The sequence below is a fragment of the Streptomyces sp. NPDC088706 genome, from assembly GCF_044752765.1.
Taxonomy (GTDB): Bacteria; Actinomycetota; Actinomycetes; order Streptomycetales; family Streptomycetaceae; genus Streptomyces.
Genome location: NZ_JBIVLW010000009.1, coordinates 184,976 through 211,634 on the forward strand (window position 1 = coordinate 184,976; position 26,659 = coordinate 211,634).

The 26,659-nt window shown below is 72.8% G+C and carries 28 protein-coding genes; 20 read left to right on the plus strand and 8 right to left on the minus strand.

All coding sequences use genetic code 11. The annotated features are described in order from the left end of the window. The first annotated feature begins 22 nt into the window (after window positions 1-22). The 3 genes from ACIQAK_RS21700 (at window position 23) to ACIQAK_RS21710 (ending at window position 3,564) form a co-directional block, all read left to right on the plus strand. Window positions 23-2,446, plus strand: coding sequence for a GTPase-associated protein 1-related protein (locus tag ACIQAK_RS21700; protein WP_366389959.1), 2,424 nt, complete (start codon window positions 23-25; stop codon window positions 2,444-2,446). A 325-nt stretch (window positions 2,447-2,771) separates the two neighbouring features. Further along, window positions 2,772-3,062, plus strand: coding sequence for a hypothetical protein (locus tag ACIQAK_RS21705; RefSeq protein ID WP_366389958.1), 291 nt, complete (start codon window positions 2,772-2,774; stop codon window positions 3,060-3,062). 142 nt (window positions 3,063-3,204) lie between these two features. Beyond that, complete coding sequence (locus tag ACIQAK_RS21710) at window positions 3,205-3,564, plus strand: hypothetical protein (RefSeq protein ID WP_364776476.1); 360 nt, start codon at window positions 3,205-3,207, stop codon at window positions 3,562-3,564. Between the two features lie 18 nt (window positions 3,565-3,582). Here the strand turns inward: ACIQAK_RS21710 and ACIQAK_RS21715 are convergent, their stop codons facing one another. Continuing rightward, the gene (locus tag ACIQAK_RS21715) at window positions 3,583-4,047 is read right to left on the minus strand and encodes an ATP-binding protein (protein WP_366389957.1); all 465 of its coding nucleotides are present in this window, start codon (window positions 4,045-4,047) and stop codon (window positions 3,583-3,585) included. A 154-nt stretch (window positions 4,048-4,201) separates the two neighbouring features. On the opposite strand from ACIQAK_RS21715, the gene ACIQAK_RS21720 reads away from it, so the two are divergent. From ACIQAK_RS21720 to ACIQAK_RS21735, 4 genes are all read left to right on the plus strand, one after another. Next, window positions 4,202-5,077: a helix-turn-helix transcriptional regulator gene (locus tag ACIQAK_RS21720; protein WP_366389956.1), complete on the plus strand. Its 876-nt coding sequence runs from the start codon at window positions 4,202-4,204 to the stop codon at window positions 5,075-5,077. Beyond that, window positions 5,074-5,319, plus strand: a complete 246-nt coding sequence (locus tag ACIQAK_RS21725) for a DUF397 domain-containing protein (RefSeq protein ID WP_366389955.1) — start codon at window positions 5,074-5,076, stop codon at window positions 5,317-5,319. Before ACIQAK_RS21720 ends, ACIQAK_RS21725 begins: the two co-directional genes overlap by 4 nt. 645 nt (window positions 5,320-5,964) lie before the next feature. After that, window positions 5,965-6,435: a hypothetical protein gene (locus tag ACIQAK_RS21730; RefSeq protein ID WP_366389954.1), complete on the plus strand. Its 471-nt coding sequence runs from the start codon at window positions 5,965-5,967 to the stop codon at window positions 6,433-6,435. Between the two features lie 87 nt (window positions 6,436-6,522). Beyond that, window positions 6,523-6,669: a hypothetical protein gene (locus ACIQAK_RS21735; protein ID WP_203610829.1), complete on the plus strand. Its 147-nt coding sequence runs from the start codon at window positions 6,523-6,525 to the stop codon at window positions 6,667-6,669. Between the two features lie 103 nt (window positions 6,670-6,772). On the opposite strand, the gene msrB is transcribed toward ACIQAK_RS21735, so the two are convergent. The 4 genes from msrB to ACIQAK_RS21755 all read right to left on the minus strand — a co-directional run bounded on the left by msrB (window position 6,773) and on the right by ACIQAK_RS21755 (window position 10,327). Further along, complete coding sequence (msrB, locus tag ACIQAK_RS21740) at window positions 6,773-7,180, minus strand: peptide-methionine (R)-S-oxide reductase MsrB (RefSeq protein ID WP_366389953.1); 408 nt, start codon at window positions 7,178-7,180, stop codon at window positions 6,773-6,775. Window positions 7,181-7,230: 50 nt separating this feature from the next. Continuing rightward, window positions 7,231-8,631, minus strand: coding sequence for a UDP-N-acetylmuramate--L-alanine ligase (gene murC, locus ACIQAK_RS21745; RefSeq protein ID WP_366389952.1), 1,401 nt, complete (start codon window positions 8,629-8,631; stop codon window positions 7,231-7,233). A gap of 69 nt (window positions 8,632-8,700) precedes the next feature. Beyond that, window positions 8,701-9,153: an indole-3-glycerol phosphate synthase gene (locus tag ACIQAK_RS21750; RefSeq protein WP_366389951.1), complete on the minus strand. Its 453-nt coding sequence runs from the start codon at window positions 9,151-9,153 to the stop codon at window positions 8,701-8,703. Window positions 9,154-9,379: 226 nt separating this feature from the next. Then, window positions 9,380-10,327: a pyrimidine reductase family protein gene (locus tag ACIQAK_RS21755; protein ID WP_401848694.1), complete on the minus strand. Its 948-nt coding sequence runs from the start codon at window positions 10,325-10,327 to the stop codon at window positions 9,380-9,382. Window positions 10,328-10,364: 37 nt separating this feature from the next. On the opposite strand from ACIQAK_RS21755, the gene zapE reads away from it, so the two are divergent. The 7 genes from zapE (at window position 10,365) to ACIQAK_RS21790 (ending at window position 16,396) form a co-directional block, all read left to right on the plus strand. Next, complete coding sequence (zapE, locus tag ACIQAK_RS21760) at window positions 10,365-11,459, plus strand: cell division protein ZapE (RefSeq protein WP_366389950.1); 1,095 nt, start codon at window positions 10,365-10,367, stop codon at window positions 11,457-11,459. 95 nt (window positions 11,460-11,554) lie between these two features. After that, the gene (locus ACIQAK_RS21765; RefSeq protein WP_366389949.1) at window positions 11,555-11,980 is read left to right on the plus strand and encodes an OsmC family protein; all 426 of its coding nucleotides are present in this window, start codon (window positions 11,555-11,557) and stop codon (window positions 11,978-11,980) included. A 179-nt stretch (window positions 11,981-12,159) separates the two neighbouring features. After that, a complete protein-coding gene (locus ACIQAK_RS21770) occupies window positions 12,160-13,533 on the plus strand; it encodes an alkaline phosphatase PhoX (RefSeq protein ID WP_366389948.1) in 1,374 nt (457 codons plus the stop codon). Window positions 13,534-13,617: 84 nt separating this feature from the next. Next, on the plus strand, window positions 13,618-14,172 hold the full coding sequence (locus ACIQAK_RS21775; protein WP_366389947.1) for a DUF2243 domain-containing protein: 555 nt from the start codon (window positions 13,618-13,620) through the stop codon (window positions 14,170-14,172). Beyond that, a complete protein-coding gene (locus ACIQAK_RS21780; RefSeq protein WP_366389946.1) occupies window positions 14,172-14,999 on the plus strand; it encodes a cytochrome c oxidase assembly protein in 828 nt (275 codons plus the stop codon). Before ACIQAK_RS21775 ends, ACIQAK_RS21780 begins: the two co-directional genes overlap by 1 nt. Before the next feature lie 102 nt (window positions 15,000-15,101). Continuing rightward, entirely contained in the window at window positions 15,102-15,965 is an 864-nt protein-coding gene (locus tag ACIQAK_RS21785) for a polysaccharide deacetylase family protein (RefSeq protein WP_366389945.1), read from the plus strand. Then, window positions 15,962-16,396 carry a nuclear transport factor 2 family protein gene (locus tag ACIQAK_RS21790; protein ID WP_366389944.1) on the plus strand — a complete coding sequence of 145 codons (435 nt, stop codon included), beginning with the start codon at window positions 15,962-15,964 and terminating at the stop codon, window positions 16,394-16,396. Before ACIQAK_RS21785 ends, ACIQAK_RS21790 begins: the two co-directional genes overlap by 4 nt. A 48-nt stretch (window positions 16,397-16,444) precedes the next feature. On the opposite strand, the gene ACIQAK_RS21795 is transcribed toward ACIQAK_RS21790, so the two are convergent. Then, entirely contained in the window at window positions 16,445-17,119 is a 675-nt protein-coding gene (locus ACIQAK_RS21795; protein ID WP_366389943.1) for an AIM24 family protein, read from the minus strand. A gap of 71 nt (window positions 17,120-17,190) precedes the next feature. Here ACIQAK_RS21795 and ACIQAK_RS21800 point away from each other — a divergent pair, with 71 nt between their 5' ends. The 5 genes from ACIQAK_RS21800 (at window position 17,191) to ACIQAK_RS21820 (ending at window position 23,106) form a co-directional block, all read left to right on the plus strand. After that, entirely contained in the window at window positions 17,191-17,928 is a 738-nt protein-coding gene (locus tag ACIQAK_RS21800; protein ID WP_366389942.1) for a peptidyl-tRNA hydrolase, read from the plus strand. A gap of 222 nt (window positions 17,929-18,150) precedes the next feature. Next, the gene (locus ACIQAK_RS21805; RefSeq protein WP_366390125.1) at window positions 18,151-18,897 is read left to right on the plus strand and encodes a DUF4142 domain-containing protein; all 747 of its coding nucleotides are present in this window, start codon (window positions 18,151-18,153) and stop codon (window positions 18,895-18,897) included. Between the two features lie 111 nt (window positions 18,898-19,008). Further along, a complete protein-coding gene (locus tag ACIQAK_RS21810; protein ID WP_366389941.1) occupies window positions 19,009-20,391 on the plus strand; it encodes a DUF692 domain-containing protein in 1,383 nt (460 codons plus the stop codon). Between the two features lie 6 nt (window positions 20,392-20,397). After that, entirely contained in the window at window positions 20,398-21,417 is a 1,020-nt protein-coding gene (locus ACIQAK_RS21815; RefSeq protein WP_366389940.1) for a TIGR04222 domain-containing membrane protein, read from the plus strand. Window positions 21,418-21,540: 123 nt separating this feature from the next. Beyond that, window positions 21,541-23,106 carry an alpha/beta hydrolase gene (locus tag ACIQAK_RS21820; protein WP_366389939.1) on the plus strand — a complete coding sequence of 522 codons (1,566 nt, stop codon included), beginning with the start codon at window positions 21,541-21,543 and terminating at the stop codon, window positions 23,104-23,106. A gap of 174 nt (window positions 23,107-23,280) precedes the next feature. Here the strand turns inward: ACIQAK_RS21820 and hemQ are convergent, their stop codons facing one another. Together hemQ and hemG are read right to left on the minus strand one after the other, a co-directional pair. Then, complete coding sequence (gene hemQ, locus ACIQAK_RS21825) at window positions 23,281-24,009, minus strand: hydrogen peroxide-dependent heme synthase (RefSeq protein WP_366389938.1); 729 nt, start codon at window positions 24,007-24,009, stop codon at window positions 23,281-23,283. A 4-nt stretch (window positions 24,010-24,013) separates the two neighbouring features. Next, window positions 24,014-25,501: a protoporphyrinogen oxidase gene (gene hemG / locus ACIQAK_RS21830; RefSeq protein ID WP_366389937.1), complete on the minus strand. Its 1,488-nt coding sequence runs from the start codon at window positions 25,499-25,501 to the stop codon at window positions 24,014-24,016. A gap of 125 nt (window positions 25,502-25,626) precedes the next feature. Here hemG and ACIQAK_RS21835 point away from each other — a divergent pair, with 125 nt between their 5' ends. Beyond that, window positions 25,627-26,628, plus strand: coding sequence for a DUF4349 domain-containing protein (locus ACIQAK_RS21835; RefSeq protein ID WP_366389936.1), 1,002 nt, complete (start codon window positions 25,627-25,629; stop codon window positions 26,626-26,628). Window positions 26,629-26,659: the final 31 nt, after the last annotated feature.

The window sequence follows — 26,659 nt, forward strand, 5'->3', positions numbered from 1 at the left end:
CCGAGAATTGAGCCTTGCACAGGTGCACCACATATCCGCCGCGCCGGGGGGCGAGGGGGCGGCGGGCCGGTTCACGGCGGTCGGGCGCGGGGTGACGGGGGCGCTGCTCGCGGAGATCGAGCCGCTGGTCGGGTACGCACTCCCGGACGGAGTTCCGCACCGGCCGGCCGACGCCGAACTCCGCTCGCTGCCGCAGGCGTTCACGTACGCGGTCCTGTCCGACGGCAGCCGTCTCGTCGGCCGTACGGCTCCGGCGCGTGGCGCGGGTCCGGCGCCCGTACGGTTCCACACGCACGCGGTGCACCTGCCCCCGGGGGTCCCGTTGCCGGGCGACCGGCTGCCGGTGGAGGCATGGCGGTCGCCGCACTGGGTCTCCGCGACACCCGCCGGAGGCGCAGCGCCCGACCCGCTCGGCACGCTGCCGCCGGGCCCCGCGCCCGTACGGGAGGGGCTCGACGACTTCGCCGTCTCGCGCGGCCCCTGGCTGGCGACGGTCCTGACCGACCTGCGCCGGGCGAGCGAGGAGGAGGCCCCTGCGGACGGGCCGGTGGTGCTGGTGGAGAAGCAGAGTGCGGATGTGGCGCGCTGGCTGGGGCTGGCGGCGGTGACCCTGTCGAGGGAGAGCGTGGAGCGGCTGACGTTCACCACGTACACACGGCGGCCGGGCAGTTCGGCGCTGCGGGTGGTGGGGGCGCTGCCCGAGGACGCGGCGGCGGCGCGGGAGGCGGGGCTGCGGGTCCACGAGTGCGCGGACCGGCCCCCGGTGGACGGCGCGCCGGACGCGTGGGCCCGGACGGCGGCCCGGGTGTGGCGGAGCCGGGCGCCGGAGCTGTTCCAGAAGGCACGGGAGCTCCCCGGGGACCCGTTCGCCGCCGGGCCGCTGGCGGTGATCGCCCTGTGTGCCGGGGTCACGCTCGGGCCCGAGGAGCGTGCGGCGGCGGCCGGGTGGGCGGCGGAGCGGCCGTACGCGCTGGACGCGAAGCGGACCGGCCAGCTGGTGGAGGCGCTGACCTCGCCCGGGATCGATGACCGTACGGGTTCCGAATTCGACGCGGTGGGGCGGCTGTTCGGCGCCCTCGACGGGCGGTGCCCCACCCCGGTCACCGCCCCACTCGCCGCGATGCTGGTGACGGAGGCGGTGCGGGGCGGCAACGGTTCGCTGGAGCTGCCGCGCCGGGACGCGTTCGCGGGCCCGGACGGGGAGGCGATCGCCGGGGTGCTCGGCCCGGAGATCCTGGCCGAGCTGGAGAGCGGTGCGGGCGGGGCGCGCCCGGTGGCACGGACCGTACAACTGCTCCGCGTGGCCCGGCTGTTGGGTGTGAACGGCACAGAGGTGCTGCCGGAGGTCGTCGACCGGCTGGCCCGCACGATCCTGACGGAGGCGGACGGGTCCGAAGGGGCACCTGCCTTCGCCCCGGCGCTCCTGGAGCTGCTGGACGAGCAGTTCGACGTACGCACGGCGTTGCTCGGCGCGCTGGACCGGATCGCGCCGGAGGACCCCGGGGCGGTGGCCCGGTTCCTGGAGCGGGTCGCGCTGCCGTTCACCGGGACGCAGGCCCTGCCGCACCTGCGGATGTGCGCCGAGGCGCCCGGAGCGATGACGACGCTCGGCCGGGACCGGACGGCCATCTGGCACCGGGTCCTGCGGGCGGCCGGCCTCTCCCCCTTCGCCGAGCCCTTGGTCCTGCGGACGGCGGCGGGCCTGGTCTGGGAGGACCGGGCGCCCACGCTGGAGGAGGCCCGGCTGCTCCTGGACGCGGCGACCTCGGACGCGCACCGGGCGGCCGGTACGTGGGCCCGCCTGGTCGACGCGGCGCTCGGCGCCCCGGCGGACGCGGAGGAGGCCACCACGCTGGCCCACGACCTGCTGCGGGCCTTCCCGCAGGAGATCGGCGGTCGGCAGCGGGCCGCGCTCCAGCTCCTCGAACTCTGCCGCGACCTGCGCACGGGGGCACCGGAGCCAGGCTGGACGGAACAGGTCCGCACGCTGCGCGACCGGGCCGCCCCGCTCGAACCGGCGGTTCAGGAGCGGGCGTTCACCGCCTTGGTGGAACGCCTGCTGGCCCCGGACCGGCCGGGCGCGGAGCTGTACGCCTTCGTCCGGAGCGACGACGCGGAGCTCATCGCCGCCTACGACCGCGCGGCCCGCTCGGAGCCGACCCGCGCCCGCCTCCGTACCCACCCCGCCTACGCGGCCGACTGCTTCACCCACTGGACCGCCCACCCGCACGCGGGCACCGCCTGGACGACCACAGCCGCCGCCCTGCTGGACGAGGTGCTGCGCCCGGCGGTGCGCGGGATGACGGCGGAGGCCGTGGCGGAGGTGGAGGAGACGGTAGGCCGCACGGGCAGCAGCGGCCGGGCGAACGCCTTCCGCGACTGGAACCGGTCCCGCGCGCTGGGCCGGCTGGGGCGGCGGATCGCGGGGCGGGTACGGCGGGGCTGAGCGGGTGGCGGGCTGGGTGTCACGGGAGGGACCGCCGTCAGCGCTGTGACTCCTGCGTCCGCGCCGGTGGCGGCCGATTCGGCGAGTTCCGAGGACGCGCCGATCGGCACGGCACGGGACCGCGCAGCCGCGACAGGTGAACGCTACGAGGTCGAAGCCCTCCGGACCGCGAGCTCGACCACCTACGCCAATCTCGGCCTGGACCAGCCCCGTCCCGATCGCGGCGGGTTCCCCTGCCCTGCCGAACCCGGTGGCCCCTGGCTCCTCGGCCACTGTGCCGCTGAGCATCGCAGGGGCCTGCGTCGGGACGACCGGCTGCGTCGGGGTGACCGGCACGCCGCTCAAGGTCGGAAACGTCTCCGGCCGGGACTGGCGCGCGTACCTCAAGGCCGGCCTGTCCGGCGTTCCCGCCGGGACGCGAGTGACCAATTCCGTGCTCAAGCTCGACTCCCGGACCGCCTGCACGTCGCGGACGATCGTCAACGACCCCGTGGTGCCGAAGCTGGCGTCGGTCGACCTACGCTTCGCCGACGGAAGCCGGCAGAGGGTGGACCTCACCCAGGACGAAGGGGTGTGGTGGCTGGCACTGGGTGACGGCGACCCCGTGAAGCCGTAGACCGCCACGCGGACAGTCCGGACAGGGCCGCCGCCCACGGAACACCTTCCGTGGGCGGCGGCCTCGCCCATGACCGGATACCGAACCCTCCGGTCACCGTTCGGAGGACCGGTGACCGGACTCGGCGACTAGAATCGTGTTCATGTCGAAGCCTGATGAGTTGCTCGTCGATGTGGCCGCCCTGGTGGAGTCCGGAAACAGCAACCAGATGTCGCTGACTGTCGTCGCCGGGGGTGCCGTCATCACCGGCCGGCTGGCCCCCGAGGCCGTCTGGAGGCAGCGGGTCTCGGAGGTCCTGGCGGACTCGGCCCAGCTGAGCGAGTTCTCCGCCGCCTTCACCGCTGCGGCGCGCAAGGAGGGACCGCCCACGCATCTGCACTTCCATGTGGCGCGCATCCTCCAGGGCTCGGTGGGGATCCCCGAGACGGGCGGGATGTACCGCGTGGCGATCGAGGACGTCAGCGCCTGGACCATGGGCGACTTCAGCTACTCCGACCACTGACGGCGTCGGGGGCGGTGGTCAGTACAGCAGGTCCAGTTCCGCGCGTACTGTCTTGCCGGGCGGCTCACGGTCGATGACCGCCCAGCGGTCCGCCAGCGCGTCCACGATCAGCATGCCGCGCCCGCTGTCGTCAGCGTCGGCCGGTGCGGCGATCTCGCCGGGGCCGGGCGGTCGGCACTCGCCCCGGGTGTCGGACACCTCGATCCGCAGGACCCCGAGGATCTCCCGGTCGCCGGGCGTGTGCGTCAGGCACAGCTCGAAGTCGCGCCCGGGGACCCGCCCATGGGTCACGGCGTTGGCCGTCAGCTCTCCGATGATCAGGGCCGCCGACTCCGAGGCGTCACTGAGGTACGGGATGCCCCAGGTGTGCAGCTGGTAGAGGCCGACGCGGCGAGCGAGCCGGGCACCGCGTGGGTTCGGACTGAAACGACGCCTGAACACACGTACGGTTACGTCGGGTTGAGTCTGCGTAGGTGCTTCCATGCCCCCAGATTCCCGGGCCGGGGCACCCCTTCACCAGGTCAGCTACCCGTACGCTGAGTCAGCGTACGGGCGCGAAGGGTGGACAGTACGGATCACGTTCCGTGAGCATGGACGGGTTGCGAACCAGGACAGGCGCACGGGGAGGTGGCCGTACATGACGCACGGCACGGATGGCATCGACAGCACGTACGGGACCTTCGGCAACGGCCGCACGAGCCGCCCCGAACCCGAACCGCACTACAACCTTAAGATGTTCGGAGAGGTGGTCAAGACCTTCCGCAAGCGGGCCCGGCTGACCCAGGAGGAGCTCGCTCCGCTCGTCGGCTACTCGCTGGAGACCATCGCCTCCATCGAGCAGGGCCGCCGGCTTCCGCCCCCGGACTTCCCGGAGCGCGCGGACAGCGTGCTCGACGCGTTCGGTGTGATTCTGGCGGCGGCGAAGCACCTGACGCGGCGGAAGGGGCTGGCGAGCTGGTTCCGGCAGTGGGCGAACCTGGAACTCACGGCGCTGAGCCTGTACACGTACGAGTGCCGGTTGATTCCGGGGCTGTTGCAGACGCCTGCGTACGCGCGGACGCTGTTCACGGACCAGTTGCCGCCGCTCGCCGACGAGCAGATCGAGGCACAGCTCGTGGCTCGGTTGGAGCGCCAGGAACTCCTGCGGAACCGGCCGAACACCGCGTTCAGCTTCATCCTCGAAGCGCATCTGTTCCTAAGGCAGTTGGGCGGCGAGGAGGTCACTGTGGAACTGATCGACCACATCCTCGAACTGTCCGAGCTACGTAATGTAGACATCCAGATCATGCCGCTGGTGCGGAATCACCACGCGGGCCTGGGCGGTCCCGTGCAGCTACTGGAGACGCCGGATCACCAGTGGTTCGGCTATCTGGAGGGGCAGGCGCACGGACAGCTCGTCTCCGACCCCAAAGCGATCAGCGTGATCCAGATGCGGTGTGCCAGTATGCGTTCACAGGCTCTCTCGTTGGACGACTCCAAGAGCCTGATGCAGCGTATGCGAGGAGCGAGATGAGCACCACAGACCTGGCCTGGTTCAAGAGCACCTACAGCAGCGGCGACGGCGACTCGTGCGTGGAGGTCGCGCTGGAGTGGCACAAGTCGAGTTACAGCAGCGGCTCCGGGGATTCCTGCGTCGAGGTCGCCACCTGCCCCTCCACCGTCCACGTCCGCGACTCCAAGCTGGACGAGAGCCCGCAGCTCGCCCTCGCCTCGACCGCCTGGACGCACTTCCTGGCGTACGCGGTCCAGGGCTGAGCCCCGGGGCGGCTCGTGCGGCGCGCGGCGGGCACCCGCCGCTCCGACCGCCCGCCGTGTCCCGGCGCGCTGCCCCTCGGCCAGTGTGCCGGTCACGAAGAACGTCGCCCTGACGCGTCCGGCATCCCGCAGCGCCCTCAGATACTCGGCCGTGACGCCATCGCCACGGCCGCGCTGAACCCTATGCGCGTCCTGCCTCGCTTGCTCGTACGGGGGAATCCTCTCAGCGGGATGAACTGGTGAATCATCAAGGCACCGGAGCGGCACGAAGCACACGAAGCAGCGGCTCACTCACCCATATCCGCCCTGGGTATGGCTGAAGCCGGACGTCACACACGTTGCGCCGGACAGTCCTGTCACACAAAACGATTCGGCAAACGCGGGCAGGCGAAATACGGGTTCCCGACGGGGCCGCCCAGCGGGCACGTCAGTCCAGGTCCAGGTCTTCGCCCGGCTCCGCGACCACGCGGGCGTCCGGGTCCGCGACGAGCCGCTCCTGCCGCTACCCCGGCCGAAGTGCCCGCGAGCTCCAGGGGCGAAGGCCGCCCGGTCCGTGCGGCGGTGCCGGGCGGGTAACGTAAAGAGGTACTGATTGACTCATGGGCCTCCTGGCGGGCTGCGTGAACCCCAGGTGGAGGAGCCGACATGACGACCAACCGTGGACGCAAGGACGTCATCCGCGACCGGATGGCCGCCACCGGCGAGTCGTACAACGTCGCCGCCCGCAACCTCAAGGCCATGAAGGACATGGGCGCCACCCGCGAGGCCGTCCTCGTACAGCGCTGGAAGCCCGCCGACAGCTTCGACGTGCCGTGTCCGTGCGGCGGGACCTGTGAGCCGGGTGAGACCTGCGACCACTGTCACGCCCGCCACCGCCATGTGAAGCGCTACCCCGGCTCCACCACCCAGATCGAGACCTGGGCCGACCGCTACGAGTGCACCGGCTGCTCCTCCTCGTACACCCTGACCATCCACCTGGCCGGACGGCCCTGGGGTGTCGCGGAGACCGTCGTGCAGGGCGGCTCGGCCGAGGAGGTCGTGCGGGCCCGGGTCTTCCCCGGGGTCATCCATCCGCTGCTGCGGTCCGAGGCTGCCGAGGATCCCCGCCAGGAGTGAGGCACTCCTCGGTGAACGCGTCGTCACCGTGGCGTGCGGTCGGGCGTTTGCGGGGTAGGCGAGAGACAGGCCCCTCAAGGAGGAACCATGTCCCGCCTGATCGCTCGCATCACCCAGTTCACCCGCAGCCCTCAAGGCCGGCGGACCATCGAGTCGGCCCGGCGCGCCGCGGCCGATCCACGCAAGCGCGCCCAGGCCCGCAGCCTGCTCGGACGGCTGCGCGGACGCCGGTGACACCTGCGCTCCGGCGGACGGCCGGAGCCGTCGGGCGGCGTACGCGAAGATGCCCGCACGGGTCTTCCCGTGCGGGCATCTTCGCGTTCCGTGGGCGCCCGGCTCAGCTCTCGTCCGGTGCCAGGGTCAGCGAGATCGAGTTGATGCAGTAGCGCTGGTCGGTGGGGGTCGGGTAGCCCTCGCCCTCGAAGACGTGGCCCAGATGCGAGCCGCAGCGGGCGCAGCGCACCTCGGTGCGGACCATGCCGTGGGCCCGGTCCTCGATCAGCTCGACCGCGTCGGTGTCCTTCGGATCGTAGAAGGACGGCCAGCCGCAGTGCGACTCGAACTTGGTGTCGGAGCGGAACAGCTTCGCCCCGCAGGCCCGGCAGGAGTAGACGCCCGCCGTCTTGGTGTCGGTGTACTCACCCCGGAAGGCGGGTTCGGTGCCGGCCTGGCGCAGGACCTGGTACTCGGCGGGGGTCAGCTCCGCCCGCCACTGCTCGTCCGGCTTCTCGACGTCGTACGGCACGGCTAGCTCCTCAGCTCGACAGGTGGTCGCTCGCTCCGCTCGCCCCTCGGCTACCGGGCGCCCGACAGGTGGTCCAGGATGCGCGGGCCGAGGTCGGTGACATCGCCCGCTCCCATGGTGAGAACGAGATCACCGGGCTTGGCCATTCCCGCCACTGCGGCGGGGACGTCCGCCTGGTCGTGGACGGCGGTGACCTCGGCGCCCGCCGCCTTCGCCGCGTCGATGATCAGGGCGCTGGTGATGCCCGGGATCGGGTCCTCGCGAGCCGGGTAGATGTCCAGGACCACGGAGGCGTCGGCCAGCGCGAGGGCCTGGCCCATCTCGGTGCCCAGCTCCTGCGTACGGGAGAACAGGTGCGGCTGGAAGACGACCAGGATGCGGGCGTCGGCTGCGGCGCCGCGCATGGCCTCCAGATCGGCGGTCATCTCGGTGGGGTGGTGCGCGTACGAGTCGATGACCTGCACGCCCGCCGCCTCGCCCTTGAGCTGGAGGCGGCGCTTGACCCCGGTGTAGCTGCCGATCGCGGAGGCGAGGTTGTGGGCCGGGATGCCGAGGGCGACCCCGGCGGCGAGGGCGGCGACCGCGTTGTGGGCGTAGTGGCTGCCGGGAACGGAGACGGTGAAGGTGAGGAACCTGCCGTTGAGCAGGACCGTGACCTCGCTGGTCAGGCCGCGCGGGGTGACCTTGTGGACGCGGACGTCGGCGTTCTCGGCGGAGCCGTACGTGACGACCTTGAGGTCGGAGAGGTCGCGGACCCGGCGGGTCAGTTCGACGGCGCCGGGCTGGTCGGCGGAGATGACCAGGGCGCCGCCGGGGACGACCTTGCCGACGAACGTCTCGAAGGAGTCGTAGATCTCGTCCATCGAGGCGTAGTTCGCGTGGTGGTCCAGCTCCACGTTGAGGACGATCGCGACCTCGGGGTCGTACTTCTGGAAGCTGCGGTCGCTCTCGTCCGCCTCCGCGACGAAGATGTCGCCCTCGCCGTGGGTGGCGTTGGTACCGGGGCCCTCCAGGTCGCCGCCGATGGCGTACGAGGGGGCCAGGCTCAGCGAGGAGAGGGCGACGGCCAGCATCGACGTCGTCGTGGTCTTGCCGTGCGTGCCGGCCACCGCGATGGCGCGCAGGCCGTTCATCAGGGAGGCCAGCGCGTCGGAGCGGTGCACCACCGGGATGGCCAGCTCGTTCGCCCGCAGCAGCTCCGGGTTGTCGGCGCGGATGGCGCTGGAGACGACCACGCAGGACGCGTCCTCGGCCAGGTGCCGGGCCTCGTGCCCGATGTGCACGGTCACCCCCAGCGCCCGCAGCGACTCGGCGGTGGCGGACTCTTTGGCGTCGCTGCCCGCCACCTTCGCCCCGCGCTGGGCGAGGATCTTCGCGATGCCCGACATTCCGGCGCCGCCGATGCCGATGAAGTGGGGTCGTTCCATGGCGGCGGGAATGCCGGGTGCCATCTGTGCTCCTGGAGGATCGCTGCGGTTCGGACGGCGGCCGAGGGCCAGCCCGGACCGCGCGGCTTCAGCCTATTCGCTGTGCGCGAAGAGCTTGAGCACCGGGACGCCGACCTTGTGCCGGGCGCGGGAGGCCCAGTCGCGGTGGAAGAACTCCTCGACGTAGTGCGGGGCGGTCAGCACGATGACCTCGTCCGCGCCCGCCTCCTCGACGACGGACGTCAGTTTGTCCAGGGGGTGGTCCTCGATCACCTGTCCGACCGCTTCGGCGCCCGCCTCGCGCAGCGCCCGTAGGGAGTACTCCAGGCCGATCTCGGCGGGTTCGCGGGCTTCCTTGCCCTCCGGTTCCTCGCCCTCGCGGACGGCCTCCCGAAGCTCCCCCATCGCCACGTCGTCGATCGCGCGCAGCAGGACATCGGCCTGGTCGCCGCGCGGCTGCAACAGAACGACGAACGAGATCCGCTCCTCGCCGTGGAGGGTGGTGACGAAGTCCACGTCCTCGGGAGTGAGCGGCTTCTCGATCATCAAAACGCTTGTGAACACGACAGGCGCCCTTCCGCTTCTGCGTCTCGCCGACAGCCGGCTCGGCCGTCGGCGGTCGTTTGCTGAAACCATCCTTCCCCGTGCTTCCACGGGGACTGCAGAGGTAAGTGTGCCCAGCCGGAGCTAACCGGAACGGCAAATTCCGCTAAGTGTCCCTCCCTCGGTCACCGTGAGCCCCTCTACCGGTCACCACGCACCACTTCGCCCGTCAGCGCGCACTCCCCCGCCGGTACCGCCCGAAGAGGAACCCGTCCTCCTCCAGCAGCGACGCCAAGGCGAAACGTTCCGGCACGGTCACTCCGGGGCCTCCGGCGATCCGCTGCGCGTCCCCGGCCGTGAGCATCGGGGAGAGCGTCAGGCACAGCTCGTCCAGCGCCCCCGCCGCCACGAACTGGCCGAGCAGCCGGGGCCCGCCCTCGGTCAGCTGCCGCCGCAGCCCCCGGCCCGCCAGCTCGCGCACCGCACGGGCCGGGTCCACCCGGGTGCCCTCGCCCGCGATCACCACCTCCGCGCCCGCCCTCCGGGCCGCCGCGATCCGGTCGGCGGGAGCCCCGGCACCGGTCACCACGAGGGTCGGGACCAGTGGCTCGGTGAACAGCGGCAGCGAGAAGTCCAGGTCCAGCGAGCCGCTCACCACCGCGACGGCGGGCGCGGGGCCCTGGCCGGCCGCCGCCCGCCGCGCCGCGAAGGCCTCCCGGGCGCGGGCCGGGCGGTACCCCTCCAGGCGTACGGTCTCGGCTCCGGCGATCACCACATCGGCCAGCGCCCGCAGGGTGCCGAAGATCCGCATGTCGGCGGCGCAGGAGATGGGCTGCGAGCGGCCGTCGTGCTGGGCGGCGCCGTCCAGGGTGGAGACCATGTTGGCACGCAGCCAGGCGCTCCCGGGCCCTTCGGTCGGGAGGTCCGCGGGGTAGGCGTACGCGTCGGCCAACTCGTCGAGGCTCCACTCACGGCCTTCACGACCTTCACGGTCTCCGCGGCCTTCACGGCCTTCGCAGCCTTCACGATCTCCGCGGCCTTCGCGGTCTCCACGCCCTTCGTTTCGGCCTTCGCGGTCTCCGCGGGCGGTGAGCGGCCCGGACGGGTCCGGGGCGGTCGGCAGACCTGGGGCGGCGGCTGCCGTTGTCAGGTCCGTCACAGGGAACAGGCTTCGCATGCGTTGCAGTGTGGCACGGGCCTTAGGGTGGAGAGTTGTGTCGTCCTCCACCGCGTTTCCGGGGCAGAGCCCCCCTGCCGCAACGGCCCCGCTGTCCCTGTGCGCCCGCGAGCCGCGCGTCCCCGCCGACCGTCTGGTCGCGGAGATGGTGCCGCCGCCGCGCTTCGATTCGGTGCGCTTCGACACCTACGTACCCGACCCGAACCAGCCCAGCCAGAGCGAGGCCGTGACCGTCCTCGCGGGCTTCGCCGCCGGGCTCGGCGGGTCGCACGCGACGGGTACCGGACGCCGCAAGTGGTTCGGCGGCCGTAAGCCGGCCGCGCCGGCCGGGCCGCGCGGGGTGTATCTCGACGGCGGCTACGGCGTCGGCAAGACCCACCTGCTCGCCTCCCTCTGGCACGCCACGCCCGCCGAGCCCTCGCTGAAGGCGTTCGGCACCTTCGTGGAGCTGACCAACCTGGTCGGCGCGCTGGGCTTCCAGCAGACCGTGCGGACCCTGAGCGGGCACCGGCTGCTGTGCATCGACGAGTTCGAGCTCGACGACCCGGGCGACACCGTGCTGGTCTCCTCGCTGCTGAGCCGGCTGGTGGAGAACGGGGTGGCGCTGGCCGCGACCTCGAACACGCTGCCGGGCAAGCTCGGCGAGGGCCGGTTCGCCGCCGCCGACTTCCTGCGCGAGATCCAGGGCCTGTCCGCGCACTTCCGCCCGCTGCGCATCGACGGCGAGGACTACCGGCACCGGGGACTGCCCGAGGCCCCGCCGCCGTACAGCGACGAGCAGGTCACCCGTGCCGCGTACGCCACGCCGGGCGCGTCGCTGGACGACTTCCCGGGTCTCCTGGAGCACCTGGCTCGGGTGCACCCCAGCCGGTACGGGGCGCTGACCGACGAGCTCGGCGCGGTCTGCCTGACCGGGGTGAGCGCGGTGCCCGACCAGTCGACGGCGCTGCGCCTGGTGGTGCTGGCCGACCGGCTGTACGACCGCGAGGTGCCGGTGCTGGCGTCCGGGCTCCCGTTCGACCAGCTGTTCAGCGACGAGATGCTGAACGGCGGGTACCGGAAGAAATACTTCCGGGCGATCTCGCGGCTGACGGCACTGGCACGTGACGCGAAGGGCTTGGTGGCGCAGTAGGTTCGGGGCGTAACGCAACGGGGCACTGCGCACAGCGACGTGCCCCGAGTCGTCCCGTACAACCGCGCACACCGTTCCGTTCGAAGGGATCCAGTATGGCTACCACGCGTCAGGCGCACACGGTCTGGGAAGGCAACCTGATCGAGGGCAAGGGGGTCGTCACCTTCGACTCCTCCGGCATCGGTGAGTACGAGGTCTCCTGGCCGGCCCGCTCGGAGCAGCCGAACGGCAGGACGAGCCCCGAGGAGCTCATCGCGGCCGCGCACTCCAGCTGCTTCTCGATGGCGCTCTCCAACGGCCTCGCCAAGGCCGGCACCCCGCCGACCAAGCTGAACACCCAGGCCGAGGTGACCTTCCAGCCCGGCACCGGCATCACCGGCATCCACCTCACCGTCCAGGGCGAGGTCCCCGGCCTCGACGAGGACGGCTTCGTGAAGGCGGCCGAGGACGCCAAGGCCAACTGCCCGGTCAGCCAGGCGCTGACGGGTACGACGATCACCCTGTCGGCCTCGCTGGCCTGACCCGGCGGCACGGCCGGTCCACGGCCGTGCGGGACGGCGGCTCCGCCCGGGGCCGCCGAAGCCCGCTCGGCCGTCGCAGCGGCAACGGAGGCGCGAGGGCGCGCATGGTTCCCCCGCGCCTCTGTGCGTGCTACACACATGCGGGTCACGTCACCTGTCCGCCAACAGGGAGTTGCCTCATGTCATCCGCGTCCCGGAACACCGCAACACGACGACAGGTCCTGGCAGGCAGCGGCGCAGCGGCCGCGATCGCCTTCACCGGGGCTTTCTCCGAACTCTTCGCCGGTACGGCCGCCGCCCGCGGCCACGGCGGCTACGGCCCCCTCGTCCCGGACCCGGACGGTCTGCTCGATCTGCCGAAAGGTTTCCGCTACCGGGTGCTGTCCCGGGAGGGCGACCCGCTCCGCTCCGGTGAGGGCAAGGTGCCCGGCAACCACGACGGCATGGTCGCCCTCGCGGGCCGCCACGGCCGCGTCCACCTCATTCGCAACCACGAGAACCGGCACACGGCGAAGCTCGGCGTACCGACCGTCGCGGGCCTGACCTACGACCCGGCGGCCAAGGGCGGCTGCACGTCCCTGGAGCTCGACGGCCGGAACAGGGTCCTGGGCGAGCGGGTCGCCATCGCCGGTACGGCGGTGAACTGCGCGGGCGGACCCACCCCCTGGCGTACCTGGCTGACCTGCGAGGAGACCGAGGACAAGGCCGGCACCAACGGGTACACCAAGGACCACGGCTTCGTCTTCGAGGTGGACGGCGCCGACCCGCGCCGCACCGGCGCGGTCCCGCTGACCGCGATGGGCCGCTTCCAGCACGAGGCGATCGCGGTCGACCCGGGGAACGGGATCGTGTACGAGACGGAGGACGCGTTCGACCAGCCGTTCGGCCTCTTCTACCGCTTCCTCCCCGAGAAACCGCTCGGCGGCACCGGCTCGCTGCGGGCGGGCGGGGCGCTGGAGGCGATGCGGGTGCCGGGGCTGCGGGACCTCTCCGCGGTCCAGGAGACCGGCGCGAGCTTCGACCGGGTCGAGTGGGTGCCAGTACCGGACCCGCTGGCGGCCGGGACCCCGATCCGGCTCCAGGACTTCGGCCCGAAGGGCATCACGCACGCCCAGAAGCTGGAGGGCTGCTACTGGGGCGGCTCGTCCGTCTACTTCGTCTCCAGCTTCGCCCGCAGCGACGAGGGCTCGGCGGCCGACCACTACGGCCAGGTCTGGCGGTACGAGCCGGGGAAGCGCCGCCTCACCCTGGTCGTGGTCTTCGGCCCGGACACCGACATCCAGCTCCCCGGCGAGTCCCCGGACAACATCTGCCTGGCCGCGGACGGCGGGCTGATGGTCTGCGAGGACGGCGGCGGCGCGCAGCACGTGCTGGGGGTGACGCGGCGGGGCGAGGTGTACACCATGGCACGCGGGCGGCAGAACATCGGGACGCCCCAGGAGCCGGAGTGGGGCGAGTTCGCGGGGGTCACCTTCTCGCCGGACGGCTCGACGATGTACGTGAACTGCTACACGCCGGGGACGACGTTCGCGGTGACGGGGCCGTGGTGCTGAGCGGCTGACCCGGGCAACGGGGTGGCGCGGGCCGCCCCTGTGACGGCTGATTTCGGTTTTCGGCTTCGACGGAGAGGACGAACGATGACCATCAGCGCAAGTGGGGCACGCAGCAGTGCCGGCCCCACAAGCATCCAGCTGCCGGGGATCGTGCTGGGCGTGGGGCTGGGCGGGTTCCTGGACGGCATCCTGCTGCACCAGCTCCTCCAGTGGCACCACATGCTGACGAGCACGAACGACGACCGGATCGGGGTGAAGTACTACTCGCCGAACACGGTCTCCGGACTGGAGATGAACACGGTGTGGGACGGCGTCTTCCACACCGTCTGCTGGGTGTCGGTGCTGGTGGGGCTGGGCATCCTCTACTCGCGCGTGACATATGACCGGCGGCGGGTGTGGACCTCCCGCGTGCTGTGGGGCTGGATCCTGGTGGGCTGGGGCCTGTTCAACCTGGTCGAGGGCGTGCTGGACCACCACATCCTGGGCATCCACCACGTCCACGGCGGACCTCATCAGCTCTGGTGGGACCTGGGCTTCCTGCTCCTGGGGCTCCTCCTCGTGATCGGCGGCCACCTGCTGCGGCGCAGCGGCCGTCCCTTCGACCCCGACGCCCCCACGACCGTCGAGCGGCCGTCCTGATGGGCGGCGGCACACACCACCCGCACGGCGGGGGCGCGGAGGGCGGTCCGTGGGAGGTGCTGCTGCCCGCCGCGGCGGTCGCGCTGCTCGCGGGCGGCTACCTCCTGCTCGCCCACCGGGCCCGCGCACGCCGGCCGGCCCCGGGGTGGGGACGGTGGCGGACGGCGAGCTTCCTGGCCGGATGCGCGGTGCTGGCCGTGGCGCTGCTGCCGCCGGTCGCGCCGTTCGCTCATGAGGACTTCCGCGGGCACATGGTCCAGCACATGCTCATCGGCATGTACGCGCCCCTCGCCCTGGTGCTGGGTGCTCCCGTCACCCTTCTGCTGCGTACGCTGCCCGCCGGACGGGCCCGGCGCCTGACCGGCCTGCTCCACAGCCGCCCCCTGCGTGCGGTGGCCCGTCCGGTGCCGGCTCTGCTCCTGAGCACCGGCACGCTCCCGGTCCTGTACTTCACCCCGTTGTTCGACGCGACGATGGACCGGCCGTTCCTGCACTGGCTCATGCACGCTCACTTCCTGCTCTCCGGCTGCCTGTTCGCGTGGGTGATCGCCGGCCCCGACCCGGCACCGGCTCGCCCCGGAGTGCCCGCCCGCCTGGTGGTCCTGGGCGTCGCGGTGGCGGCGCACGCCACGGTCTCCCAGTTGCTGTACGGGGGCTTCCTGGTCGACGTACACGCCCCGATCCCTCAGGTGCGCGGCGGCGCGGAAATCATGTACTACGGCGGGGACATCGCCGAACTCCTGCTGGCGGCGGCCCTCGTCACGACCTGGCGGCCGGTTCGCCGCGGGCGGCGGGCCGCCGTTCGGCCCGCTCCGGCCACTTCGTGAGCAGGGCCGGACCGGGGCCGCCGGGGCGCCCCCGGAGAGCCGCGGCGGGCCTGCGGCCACGGTGTCCGATACTTTCCATAAATGATCAGATCAACAGACAAAATGACTACCGTGGTCGCCACGGGGGTGATGGCGCTCGCCGCCCTGACCGGATGCGATGCCCCCGCGAATGCCCCCTCCGCCGCCCCCGCTGTCGCGCCCTCCGCCGCCTCCACCCCTCCCGCTCCCCCGAAGAAGCCACCCACGATGGCCCCCGGCCCGGCGGGGCGCACCCCGGTCTTCGAGCGGCGGGCGGCGGGCGAGGGCGCGGCAAGCGGGTCGGGCCGGTCCGCGGAGAAGGTCGTGGCGCTCACCTTCGACGCGGACATGACCGCCGATCAGGGCCCTCGGGCCGAGGCGGGTGAGCGCTTCGACAACCCGGAGCTGATCGCGCTGCTGCGACGGCTGGAGGTGCCCTCGACCGTCTTCATGACCGGACGCTGGGCGGAGGAGTACCCGGCGCAGGCGAAGGACATCGGGACCGACGACCTGTTCGAGGTTGCCAACCACTCGTACAGCCACTACGCCTTCACCGACGACTGCTACGGCCTGCCGGTGGTGCCCGAGGACGCCATGGCGCGCGACGTGGAGCGGGCCTTCTCGGCGTTCCGCCAGGCAGGCGTACGGAACGTGGTGCCGTACTTCCGCTTCCCCGGCGGCTGCTACGACGACGCGGCCCTGCGTGCGCTGACCCCGGCGAGCGTGACGGCGGTGCAGTGGGACGTGGTGAGCGGCGACGCGTTCGCCACGGACGCGGGGGCGGTGGCCCAGCAGGTGCTGGAGGGGGTGCGGCCGGGGTCGCTGGTGGTGCTGCACTGCACGCGCAGCGCGGCGCCGGTCACCGGGGAGGCGGTCAGCAGAATCGTTCCGGAACTGCGGAAGCGGGGCTACCGGTTCGTGAAGGTGTCCGAGCTGATGGAGGGTTGAGCCGCTCCCCCGCGCTCCGGGCGGAGGTCTCAGCATCGCTGATGGTGCGCGAGCAGGCGGGTGAGCGGAAGGGTCAGGGTCTCGCGCTCCTCGGCCGAGAGCGGTTCCAGGCGCCCACCGTCTTCACCGACGACGTGACGGCGCATCCGCCGCTCGGCTCCTCGATCCACGGCATCGACCAGCTCACCGCTCTCATGCGCGGGAGGGAGGTGGCGGGGGAGTACACCCAGCACCTGACCACCGACCTGCCGGCGGAGGTCGACGGCGACCGGGCGGCCGTCACCGCCAACTCGCTCGTCCACTTCTTCCGCGACGGCCAGGCGCCCCACCGGACGAGTGGTCTGCGCCTGGTCGGCACCGCGGTGCGGACGCCGGCCGGCTGGCGGCTCCGCGAGTCGCGGACCGTCCTCGCCTGGATGCGGGAGCGGTGACCCCGCACCGGCCGCCCGCCGCCCCCTGGCGAGACGGCCGGGCGGAGGTCAGCCGGTCGCCTTCTCGGGCCTGGCCTCGCTCGGGCGCACGATGACGAACCCCTCGCCCTGGAGCATCAGCTGGACGGCCTCGCCCGAGCCGCCGCGCACCATCGAACCGACGCTCTGGGAGCGGTGCAGGGTGCTCGTGAGCTGCTGGCTCCAGCCGACGACCGCGTCCGTGTCCACGTACACCGGCTGAGCGGCCGTCACCGGGATCACGATGGGGGTGCCCTCACACATCAGGCCGAGCTTGCCGTACCCCGTGAAGACGCTGTTGAAGAGGCCGCCACCGGCCATGCCGGCGCCCTTCACCGTCTTGATCTCGTACGAGAGGGTGGCGTCGAAGCAGAGGACGTTGCGGCCGTTGATGGTGAGCTGGTCACCCTGGTCCATCTCCACGATGAAACAGCTGGCGGCCTCGTGCGCGAACCACGCCTCGCCCTGGCCCCGGACCGCCATGAGCGCGAGGCCCTCGCCGGTGACCGCGCGCTTGAGCATGCCGCCGAGGCCCTGCCCCTTGCGCTCGAACTGGAGATTGCCGCGGAACGCGATCATCGAGCCCTGGCGGGCGTGCATCTCCCCGTTGACCGCGTATTTGATCGACTTGGCGTTCTGCAGGGTCATACCGGGGGCGGTGGCCGGCTGGGCCATGTGCTCGCTGGAAAAGAGATCGCTCTTCATGTGGAGCATCCTCACCCGGACCGCCTCGTTCCGCCAAGCAGGTGACGTCGGCCGCCTGGCAGACTGGGACGGTGAGCAGCGACGACACCTCCCAGAGCCCCTTCCGCAGCGGTCCGACCGACCGGGACGAAGCCCCGCAGTACGTGCTCCCGCTCGTGGTGCACCTGGAGAAGACGGACCCGCCCGCCCGGACGGACGCCCTGCGCACCGCCGCCCGCGCGGTGCTCACGATCCTCTCCGACGAGCGGTCCACCGGCGAGGGCGAATGGGCCCGGGCGATGCGGGACTGGGAGGACGCCCGCATCCGCAAGGTGGTGCGCCGGGCGCGCGGCGCGGAGTGGCGCAAGGCGGCCGCGCTGCCCGGGATCACGGTGACGGGCGGGAGCGCGGAGGTACGGGTGTACCCGCCGATCCCGCTCGACGGCTGGCCCAAGGAGCTGTCCAAGCTCCAGGTGTCGGGCACCGACCTGGACGACCCCGAGCCGCCCGCCGCCCCCGGCCCGGAGGGTCCGGTGCTCTGGCTCAACCCCGAGCTGGAGATGTCGGCGGGCAAGACGATGGCGCAGGTCGGCCATGGCGCCCAGCTCGCCTGGTGGGAGCTGTCCGACACCGAGCGCAAGGCGTGGCGCGAGGCGGGGTTCCCGCTGTCCGTGGCCACCGCGGCCCCGGGGCGCTGGCGGGAGCTGATCACGAGCGGTCTGCCGGTGGTGCGTGACGCCGGGTTCACCGAGATCGCCCCGGGGCCGACGGTCGCGGTGGAGGGCGGCCTGCGCCTCTGCCCGCTCCCGGGCGCACGGACCCGCCTCTGACTCCCGTGATCCGTCAGCGGGTACGGAGCCTCTCACCGCGCCGGACCGGTTCGACCGGTACCGAGCATTCCCGCGCCCGTCACTGAGCATTCCCGCGCCCGTCTGCGTATCTCCCGATACTGCCCCATCGGCATGACCGCCAAGTAGCCTGCACGGCAGGTCGCTTGGCGGTTGATCGACGCCTGATCGACGCTGTCACGCCTCGTCCCGGGAGACACCTTGTTGCGACGCATCAACGGAACGGCCCTCATCATCGCGGCACTGGTCGCCACACTGGGCGCGCTCGCCTTCCCCGTCTGGTCCTACGCGGACCGCTCGGGCACCGGCGAGGCGAATCTGAACGCCTCCAGCGTCGCCACCCAGTGGGGCCCGCTCTCCGCGACCGACCGGGACTTCCTGGTCAAGGTGCGGCTCGCCGGGCTGTGGGAGCTGCCCGCCGGGCAGCAGGCGATCGAGCGGGCGCCCAGCGAGGCGACGAAGGCCGCCGGGGACCACCTGGTCGTCGGGCACACGGACCTGGACCGGCGGGCCCGGGACGTGGCCGCCAAGCTCGGGGTGGAACTGCCCAACCAGCCGACCGAGCAGCAGCAGGCCTGGCTGCGGGAGCTGACGGCGGCGAGCGGCGAGGAGTACGAGCGGAAGTTCGCCAATATCCTGCGGGCCGCCCACGGCAAGGTCTTCGGGCTGATCGGCCAGGTCCGGCACACCACCCGCAACACCCTGATCCGGCAGCTGGCGAGTGACGCGAACCAGACCGTGCTGGACCACATCACCATGCTGGAGGGCACCGGCTTCGTCGACTTCGACGCCCTGGCGCGCGAGGCGGCCGGCGGGTCCACGGCCAGTCCCTCGGGCCCGTCGATGCCGCAGGGCGGGCAGGCGCCGCAGGTCCCGGTGCCGGTGACGCCGACCGGCGACCAGTCCTTCACCTCGCGCCCGGTACCGCCGACGATGCCTCCGATGCCGTGACGAGCCCGGCGGGCCCGGAACCTCAAATCATCCTCTGAACGTCACCCTCTTCAGGTTGGACGCCGCTCGACGGGGCCATCACCCCGGGACGGAGCGGAGGAGGGGGACACCATGAAGCTGGGCATGGGGATCGGTTGGCGGCCGGAGATCGCGGCCGAGGTGGAAGCGCTCACGGGGATCGACTGGGTGGAGGCGGTGGCGGAGAACCTCTGCGCCGACCACCTCCCGGACTCCCTGGTGCGACTGAGGGAGCGGGGCGTGACCGTCGTACCGCATGGCGTCTCGCTCGGGCTGGGCGGTGCGGACCGCCCGGACGCCGAGCGGCTCGCCTCTCTGGCGGCGCGGGCCGAGCTGCTGGGGACGCCGCTGGTGACCGAGCACATCGCGTTCGTACGGGCCGGGGGGCCGCTGACCGCGTCACCCCGGCTGGAGGCGGGCCACCTGCTGCCCGTGCCGCGCACCTGGGACGCGCTGAAGGTGCTCTGCGAGAACGTGGCGATCGCCCAGGACTCGCTGCCGGTGCCGCTGGCCCTGGAGAACATCGCGGCCCTGATCTCCTGGCCGGACGAGGAGCTGACCGAGGGGCAGTTCCTGGCGGAGCTGGTCGAGCGCACGGGGGTGCGGCTGCTGATCGACGTGGCCAACCTGCACACCAACCACGTCAACCGCGGCGAGGACCCGGCGAAGGCGCTGGACGAGCTGCCGGTGGAGGCCATCGCGTACGTCCATGTGGCGGGCGGGATCGAGCAGAACGGCGTCTGGCACGACACGCACGCCCACCCGGTGACCGCCCCGGTCCTGGACGTGCTGGCCGAGCTGCGCTCCCGGGTGGACCCGCCGGGCGTGCTGCTGGAGCGCGACGACGCCTTCCCGCCCGGGGCGGAACTGGCGGCCGAACTGGAGAGGATCCGGGGCACGCTGCGAGCGGCGGCCCGCGCGGACGACCCGCCTGCGGCCCGGCCGCAGGCCCGTACGACTGGAGCCGAGGCCCGTACGACTGAAGCCGAGGCCCGTACGACTGAAGCCGAGGCCCGTACGGCTGGAGCGGGGCAGCGCCGGGGGGCGCACACCGCACCCGCGACCCCCGGAGCCCGCGACCGTACCGCCGTCGCCCAGACGGCGCTGCTCTCCGCGCTCGTCGCCGGCACCCCGGCCCCCGAGAGCTTCGACCGGCGGCGGCTGCGGGTGCAGAGCCGGGCGCTGGCCGCCAAGCGCGCCGATGTCGTCGCCAAGGTGGCGTCCGAGCTGCCGGAGATCCTCGGCGACGGCTACCGCGCCGCGTTCCTGTCCTACGCCACGTCCCGCCCGATGGGCGGCGGCTACCGGCGTGACGCCCTGGACTTCGCGGAGCACATCCTGCTCGCCGGCGGCCTCGCCGACCCCGTGGCGCAGCGCCGGCTGACGCACTGGTGGGAGGACCGTTCCGGCCTCCGGCCGCCGCGCCGGAGGCGCCGTCTCGTCCGGGCGGCCCGTGCCGTCCTCGCAGGGAAGTGACCCGCCGTGAACACACTGTCCCTGCTGCTGACCCTCGCGGTCGCCGTCTCCACCGTGCTCCTCGTCGTGAAGGCGGTCGCCTCCCGGTCCCGCCGCCCGTCGGCCGGCCCCTCCCCCACCGTCCACGACCTCTACGAGGCGGCGTTCCTGAACGGCGGTCCGGCCAGGGTCGCGGACACCGCGTTCACCGCCCTGTACGCGGACGGCCGGGTGCTCATCGGCGGCCCCGGCATCATCTCCGTACAGCGTCCGCAGGCGAACGACCCGGTCGAACGGGCCGTGCTCCAGGAGCTGTCGGCCGCGCCGAGCGGCGCCCTGCACGTGGTGCGGGACGCGGTGATGCGCCACCCGGCGGTGCAGGAGATCGGTGACGGACTGGCCCAGCGCGGGCTGCTCGTCCCGCCCGCCGCGGGACGTCCCGTACGGCGGTGGGCGCTGATCCAGGCGGTGAGCTGCTTCGTCGCGGTCCCGCTCTCCATCGTGCTCACGGCCCTTCAGTACATCTGGCACGACTCCCCGTACGACATGCCGTTCCCGTTCGTCCTGAAGATGCTGCCCGCGATCGTGCTCGGCGGGGTCAGCGGGCTCGTCGTGGCCTCGGCCGCCGCCAACCGGATCACCCGGCCGGGCCGCCGGGCCGCCCGGGCGCACCGCGCCGCCCACGCCTACCCGGTCACCCCGCCCCACCTTGTCGCCACCCAGGGGCTGCGGGCCCTCCCCGACCCCGTGCTCCAGGCCCAACTGACCGCGGCGGCCCGGCTGTACGTACGGACCGGCCGGTCGCGGTCCGGCTTCGCGGGCAGCCGGTCACCCGGGTACGGGGGAAGTACGACAGGGTCGTCGGAGTACGCGGCGACAACGGTGTGGTGCGCCGACGCGGGTCCCGGCCACTCGGGTTGCGGCGGGTCGTCCGGGGGCGGTTCGGGGTCCGGCTGCGCCGGCGCGGGGTCGAGCTGCGGAGGCAGCTCGGGAGGGTCCAGCTGCGGCGGGAGTTCGGGCGGCTCCAGCTGCGGCAGCAGCTCCTGAGACACCTGCGCCGACGGGAACCGGGCATCCGGGTCGATTCCGGCAACACGCCTGCCCGGTGCTGGACTTCGCCCGGCCCGGCTCCCACCATTCCCTCTCCGCATCCGCAGAGAGGGTCCCGCCGTGAGAGCAGTACCGCTGTACGCAACGATCGGCTCCCTGGTCCTGACCGCGCTGACCGCCGCCCCCGCCACCGCCTGGGACGGTTCAGATCCGGCCTCCGCCGAGGCGCGCGGTACGGCGGTGGCGGCGGCCCGCGCCACGGCGGCCGGGATCTCCTTCGGGGCGTGCCCGCAGGAGGAGCAGCTGCCCGACTCCCTGAAGTGCGGCACCGTCAGCGTCCCGCTGGACTACGCGCGGCCGGACGGCCGGACCATCGAACTGGCCGTCAGCCGCGCCCGCGCCACCGGCGAGGCGGCCGGCCGGCAGGGCTCGTTCGTCTACAACCCGGGCGGCCCCGGCGCCTCCGGCATCACCTTCCCGCTGATGGGCGAGATGTCCGGGTGGAAGGAGGTCGCCGCGGCGTACGACATGGTCGGTTACGCCCCACGCGGTGTCGGCGCCTCCGCCCCGCTCTCCTGCCAGCAGCCCGCCGCGTTCGCCAAGAGCCCCACCGACTCCCCCGCCCACCCCTCGGCCGCCTACAAGGAGCAGCGGATCGCGCAGGCGCGGGCGTACGCGCGGGGGTGCGAGAAGAACGCGGGCGAGGCGCTGCGCCACTACACCTCGCTCAACAACGCCCGCGACCTGGAGGTGCTGCGGGCCGCGCTGGGGGACGACCGGCTGACCTTCATGGGTGCCTCGTACGGCACGTACATCGGTTCCCTGTACGCGACCCTCTTTCCCTCACGCGTACGCCGTATGGTCTTCGATTCCGCGGTCGACCCGGACCCGGAGCAGATCTGGTACCGCTCCAACCTCGACCAGTCGCTGGCCTTCGAGTCCCGCTGGGAGGACTTCCGGCGCTGGGTCGCCGAGCACCACGATGTCTACGGGCTCGGCACCACGCCCGAGGCGGTGGGGCGCCACTACGACGACGTCCGGGCCGCGCTGGCCACGGAGCCGGCGGGCGGGAAGGTCGGGCCGGGGCAGTTCCAGGCGGCGTTCTTGGAGGCGGCGTACTACGACGACTACTGGGCGATGCGGGCCACCGCCCTCTCCGAGTACGTCCGGGGGAACCCGGAGCCGCTGATCACCCAGATGTCGCCGCGCGCCGTCACGGCGAAGGACGACGAGAACGCGCGGGCCGTCTACACCGCCGTCGAGTGCAACGACGCCCGCTGGCCCGAGGAGTTCGAGGTCTGGGACCGCGACCACACCGACCTCGCCCGCGTCGCCCCGTTCCAGACCTGGGACAACGCCTTCACCAACCTGCCGTGCGCCTTCTGGCCCGCACCCCGGCAGCGGCCGGTGGACGTCTCCACCGAGTGGGGTGAGCTGCCCCCGGTGCTGATCCTGGCGGCGGAGCGCGACGCGGCGACCCCGTACAAAGGGGCGCTGGAGCTCCGGCGGCGGCTGCGCGGCGCGGTGCTCGTCACCGAGCGGGACGCGGGGACGCACGGCATCGGTGGCACCGGGAACACCTGCGTGGACGGCCATCTTCGGCGCTATCTGCTGACGGGTGCGACGCCGGCCGGGGACGCGCAGTGCGCCCCGCGCGCGGAGCCGAACGCCGTCCCGCTGGACTAGGGCGGGGCGAGAAGGTGCCCTGGAACGCCGAACGGGCCCCGTGGCCGTGCGGTCGAACGCACGGCCACGGGGCCCGAAGCCGAACCCGGTGTCGCTGGAGAGGCGGGCGGCACGGTCGGTGCCCGGTGCCCGTCTTCTGATCTTCCGGGTTGGGGTGGTGCGGGAACTCGCTGGTTATGCGAGCCCGGCCACCAGGTCTTGGACGCTCTTCCTGCGGCCCGTGTAGAACGGGACCTCCTCGCGCACGTGGAGCCGTGCCTCGGAGGCGCGCAGGTGACGCATCAGGTCGACGATGCGGTACAGCTCGTCCGCCTCGAAGGCGAGGACCCACTCGTAGTCGCCCAGCGAGAAGGAGGCGACGGTGTTGGCGCGGACGTCGGGGTAGCCCCGGGCCATCTTGCCGTGGTCCGCGAGCATGCGGCGGCGGTCCTCGTCGGGCAGCAGGTACCAGTCGTAGGACCGTACGAAGGGGTAGACGCTGATGTAGTCGCGGGGCGTCTCGTCGGCGAGGAACGCCGGGACGTGCGACTTGTTGAACTCGGCGGGCCGGTGCAGGGCCATGTTCGACCAGACCGGCTCCAGAGCGCGGCCGAGCTCGGTGCGGCGGAAGAGGTTGTAGGCCTCCTGGAGCTCGTCCGAGGTCTCGGCGTGCCACCAGATCATCAGGTCCGCGTCGGCGCGCAGACCCGAGACGTCGTAGGTGCCGCGCACGGTGATGTCCTTGGCCGCGAGCTGGTCGAACAGCTCCTGGACCTCGTCCGCGTAGCCCGCCCGGTCCAGCGGCAGTACGTCGCGCAGCTTGAAGACCGACCAGAGGGTGTAGCGGATGACCTCGTTGAGGTCCTTGGCCTTCTTTCCGGCGTTCGGACTCTTGCTGGATGTCACAGTCTCAGGAGCACTCATACGGCTATTGTCCCGCCTCGCTCCGGGTGGACCGCACCAGGGTGGGCGTGGCGATGATCTCCTCCGTGATCTTTCCCGTCAGATCCCGCGCGATCTCGTCGGCGGCCCGGCGTGCGCTCGCGATGCAGGCGGGGATGCCGACCCCGTCGTAGACCGCGCCGCAGACCCGCAGGGCGGGCAGTTTCGCGACCTCGCCCCGGATGCGCGCGACCCTGGTGTGGTGGCCGACCGGGTACTGCGGCAGTCCGCCGATCCAGCGGGTGACCTCGCTGTCGACGGGGCGCGCGGCGAGTCCGGTGGCCGCGGCCAGGTCCCGCAGGGATACGGCCACGAGTTCGCCGTCCTCGCGGTGCAGGTGGTCCTCCTCGCCGTACCGGCCGACGGAGGTGCGGAGCACGAAGAGGTCGGGGGCGCTGTCCGCCACCCACTGCCACTTGTTGCTGGAGAAGGTGGACGCCTTGACGGTGTGGCCGTCGACCGGCGGTACGAGAAAGCCGGAGCGGCCGCGCAGGGCCGTCCGCGCCTCGATGTCGGCGCGGCGGAAGGCCAGGGTGACCAGGGCCATCGAGGCGTATTCGACACCGGCCAGCTCGGCGGAGGCGGCCGGGGACTCGGCGGCGAGCAGGGTGGAGGCGGACCAGGCGGGGGCGGCCAGGACGATGCCGTCGGCGGTGGTCACCCCGGTGTCGGTGCGGACCGCCCAGCCCGTGTCCGTACGGGTCAGGCCGAGGACGGGGGTCTGCGTACGGATCTCGCCGCCCCCGGCCCGTACGGCGTCGCCCACCGCGTCCGGCAGGGTGCCGATACCGCCCTCGATGCCCTGGAAGACGGGTCCGGTCACCTGCCGGGCCGCCGCGCGCTCCTGGACGCGGCGGACGGCCTCCAGCAGCGGGCCGCCCTCCTTCACCGCGTCGAAGAGCTGCGGTACGGCGGTACGCATCGAGATCCGGTAGGCGTCGCCGGCGTAGACCCCGCCGAGGAGGGGCTCCACCAGCCGGTCGACGACCTCGCGGCCGAGCCGGTCGGCGACGTACGCGCCGACCGCGACGTCGTCACCGACGGGCGTCGGGGTCAGGTCGCGCTCCGCCGCGATCCGGGCCAGGCCTTCGGGCGACAGCACCCCGGTGAGGGCCGCCGGGTCACCGGGGACCCCCATGACGTGGCCGCCGGGCATCGGGCGCAGCGCGTCACGCGTCCAGAGGGAGGCGGATGCGGTGGCGGGCGGCTGGAGGCGGCCGGCGAGGCCGACCACACCGGCCAGCTCGACCGCCTCGGGGCGGCGGGCCAGCATCGACTCGGCGCCGAGGTCGACCTGGACGCCCGCGACCTCGCCGGTCATGAGCTTGCCGCCGAGCCGGTCGGTCGCCTCCAGGAGCGTGACCCGCAGGCCGGTGGAGACCAGGCGGTGGGCGGCGGCCAGCCCGGCGATGCCGCCGCCGATGACGACGACATGGCGCGCGGGCGGGCCCGCATCCTGATGTGAACGCTGCATGGGTCCACTCTCTCAAATCCCCGCCGCGTCCTGACCGTGACCACTTTGCAACCCCGGGCCGGGATCCGGTCCCCAGGCCGCCGCGTCGAATCGGCACTGTCGACAACCGTCCTGGGGGACCTGTTATGACCAGCCATACCGACGCCCGACTCCCCGCCCGCCCGCCGCGTCCGGCGCCCCGGCGCCGCCCCGCTGTCCGCGCCGCGCTGGCGGCGGGGGCGCTCGGCGCGCTGCTGCTCGTCGGCGGCTGCGGGGCGGGCAGCGGCAGCGAGTCCGACGAGAGCGGGGGGAAGGCGAGCGACCTCAAGGCGAGCGCGCCGCAAGGACTCGTGGACGAGCAGTACGCGGGCCCCGAGAAGGCGGACGGGGCGAAGAACGCCGAGCGGAGGAAGGCGCCGAAGCCGGGGGCCGCGGGCACCCACGTCATCCGGACGACCGAGCTCTCCGTGGAGGTGCGGAGTGCGCCGAAGGCGGCCGCCGCGGCCCGGAGCACGGTGGAGGCGAGCGGGGGCCTGGTGGCGAGCGAGACCACCGAGCGGATCGACGACACCCACGAGACCTCGCACCTCGTGCTGCGGGTGCCGCAGGACAGCTACCGGGCGGTGCTGCGCGAGCTCACCGGCTCCGGGAAGCTGCTCTCCCGCTCCTCGAACGCGAAGGACGTCACCGACGAGGTCGTCGACGTGGAGAGCCGGATCGCCACCCAGCGCGCGAGTGTGAAGCGGGTGCGGGAGCTGATGGACAAGGCGGAGAAGCTCAGCGATGTCGTCACCCTGGAGGGCGAGCTGAGCAGCCGTCAGGCCGACCTGGAGTCGCTGCTGGCCCAGCAGTCGAGCCTGAGGGACCGCACCTCGCTGGCGACGATCACGCTCGACCTGACCGAGCCGGACGCCCCGCGCGAGGACGGCGAGGACGACGGCCCGGGGTTCCGGGACGCGCTGGGCGGTGGCTGGGACGCCTTCGTGGCGATGTTCCGCTGGATCGCGGTGGCGATCGGCGCCGCGGCCCCGTTCCTGGTCACGGCCGCGCTGCTGCTGACGGGGTGGCGGGTGCTGCGCGCCCGGCGGGCGGCCCGCAGGGCCCCTGCGGCACCCCGGCCGGAGGCGGAGGGCACACCGGCTCCCTGAGCGCCGTAGCGTGGGCCTCCGGACACGGCGA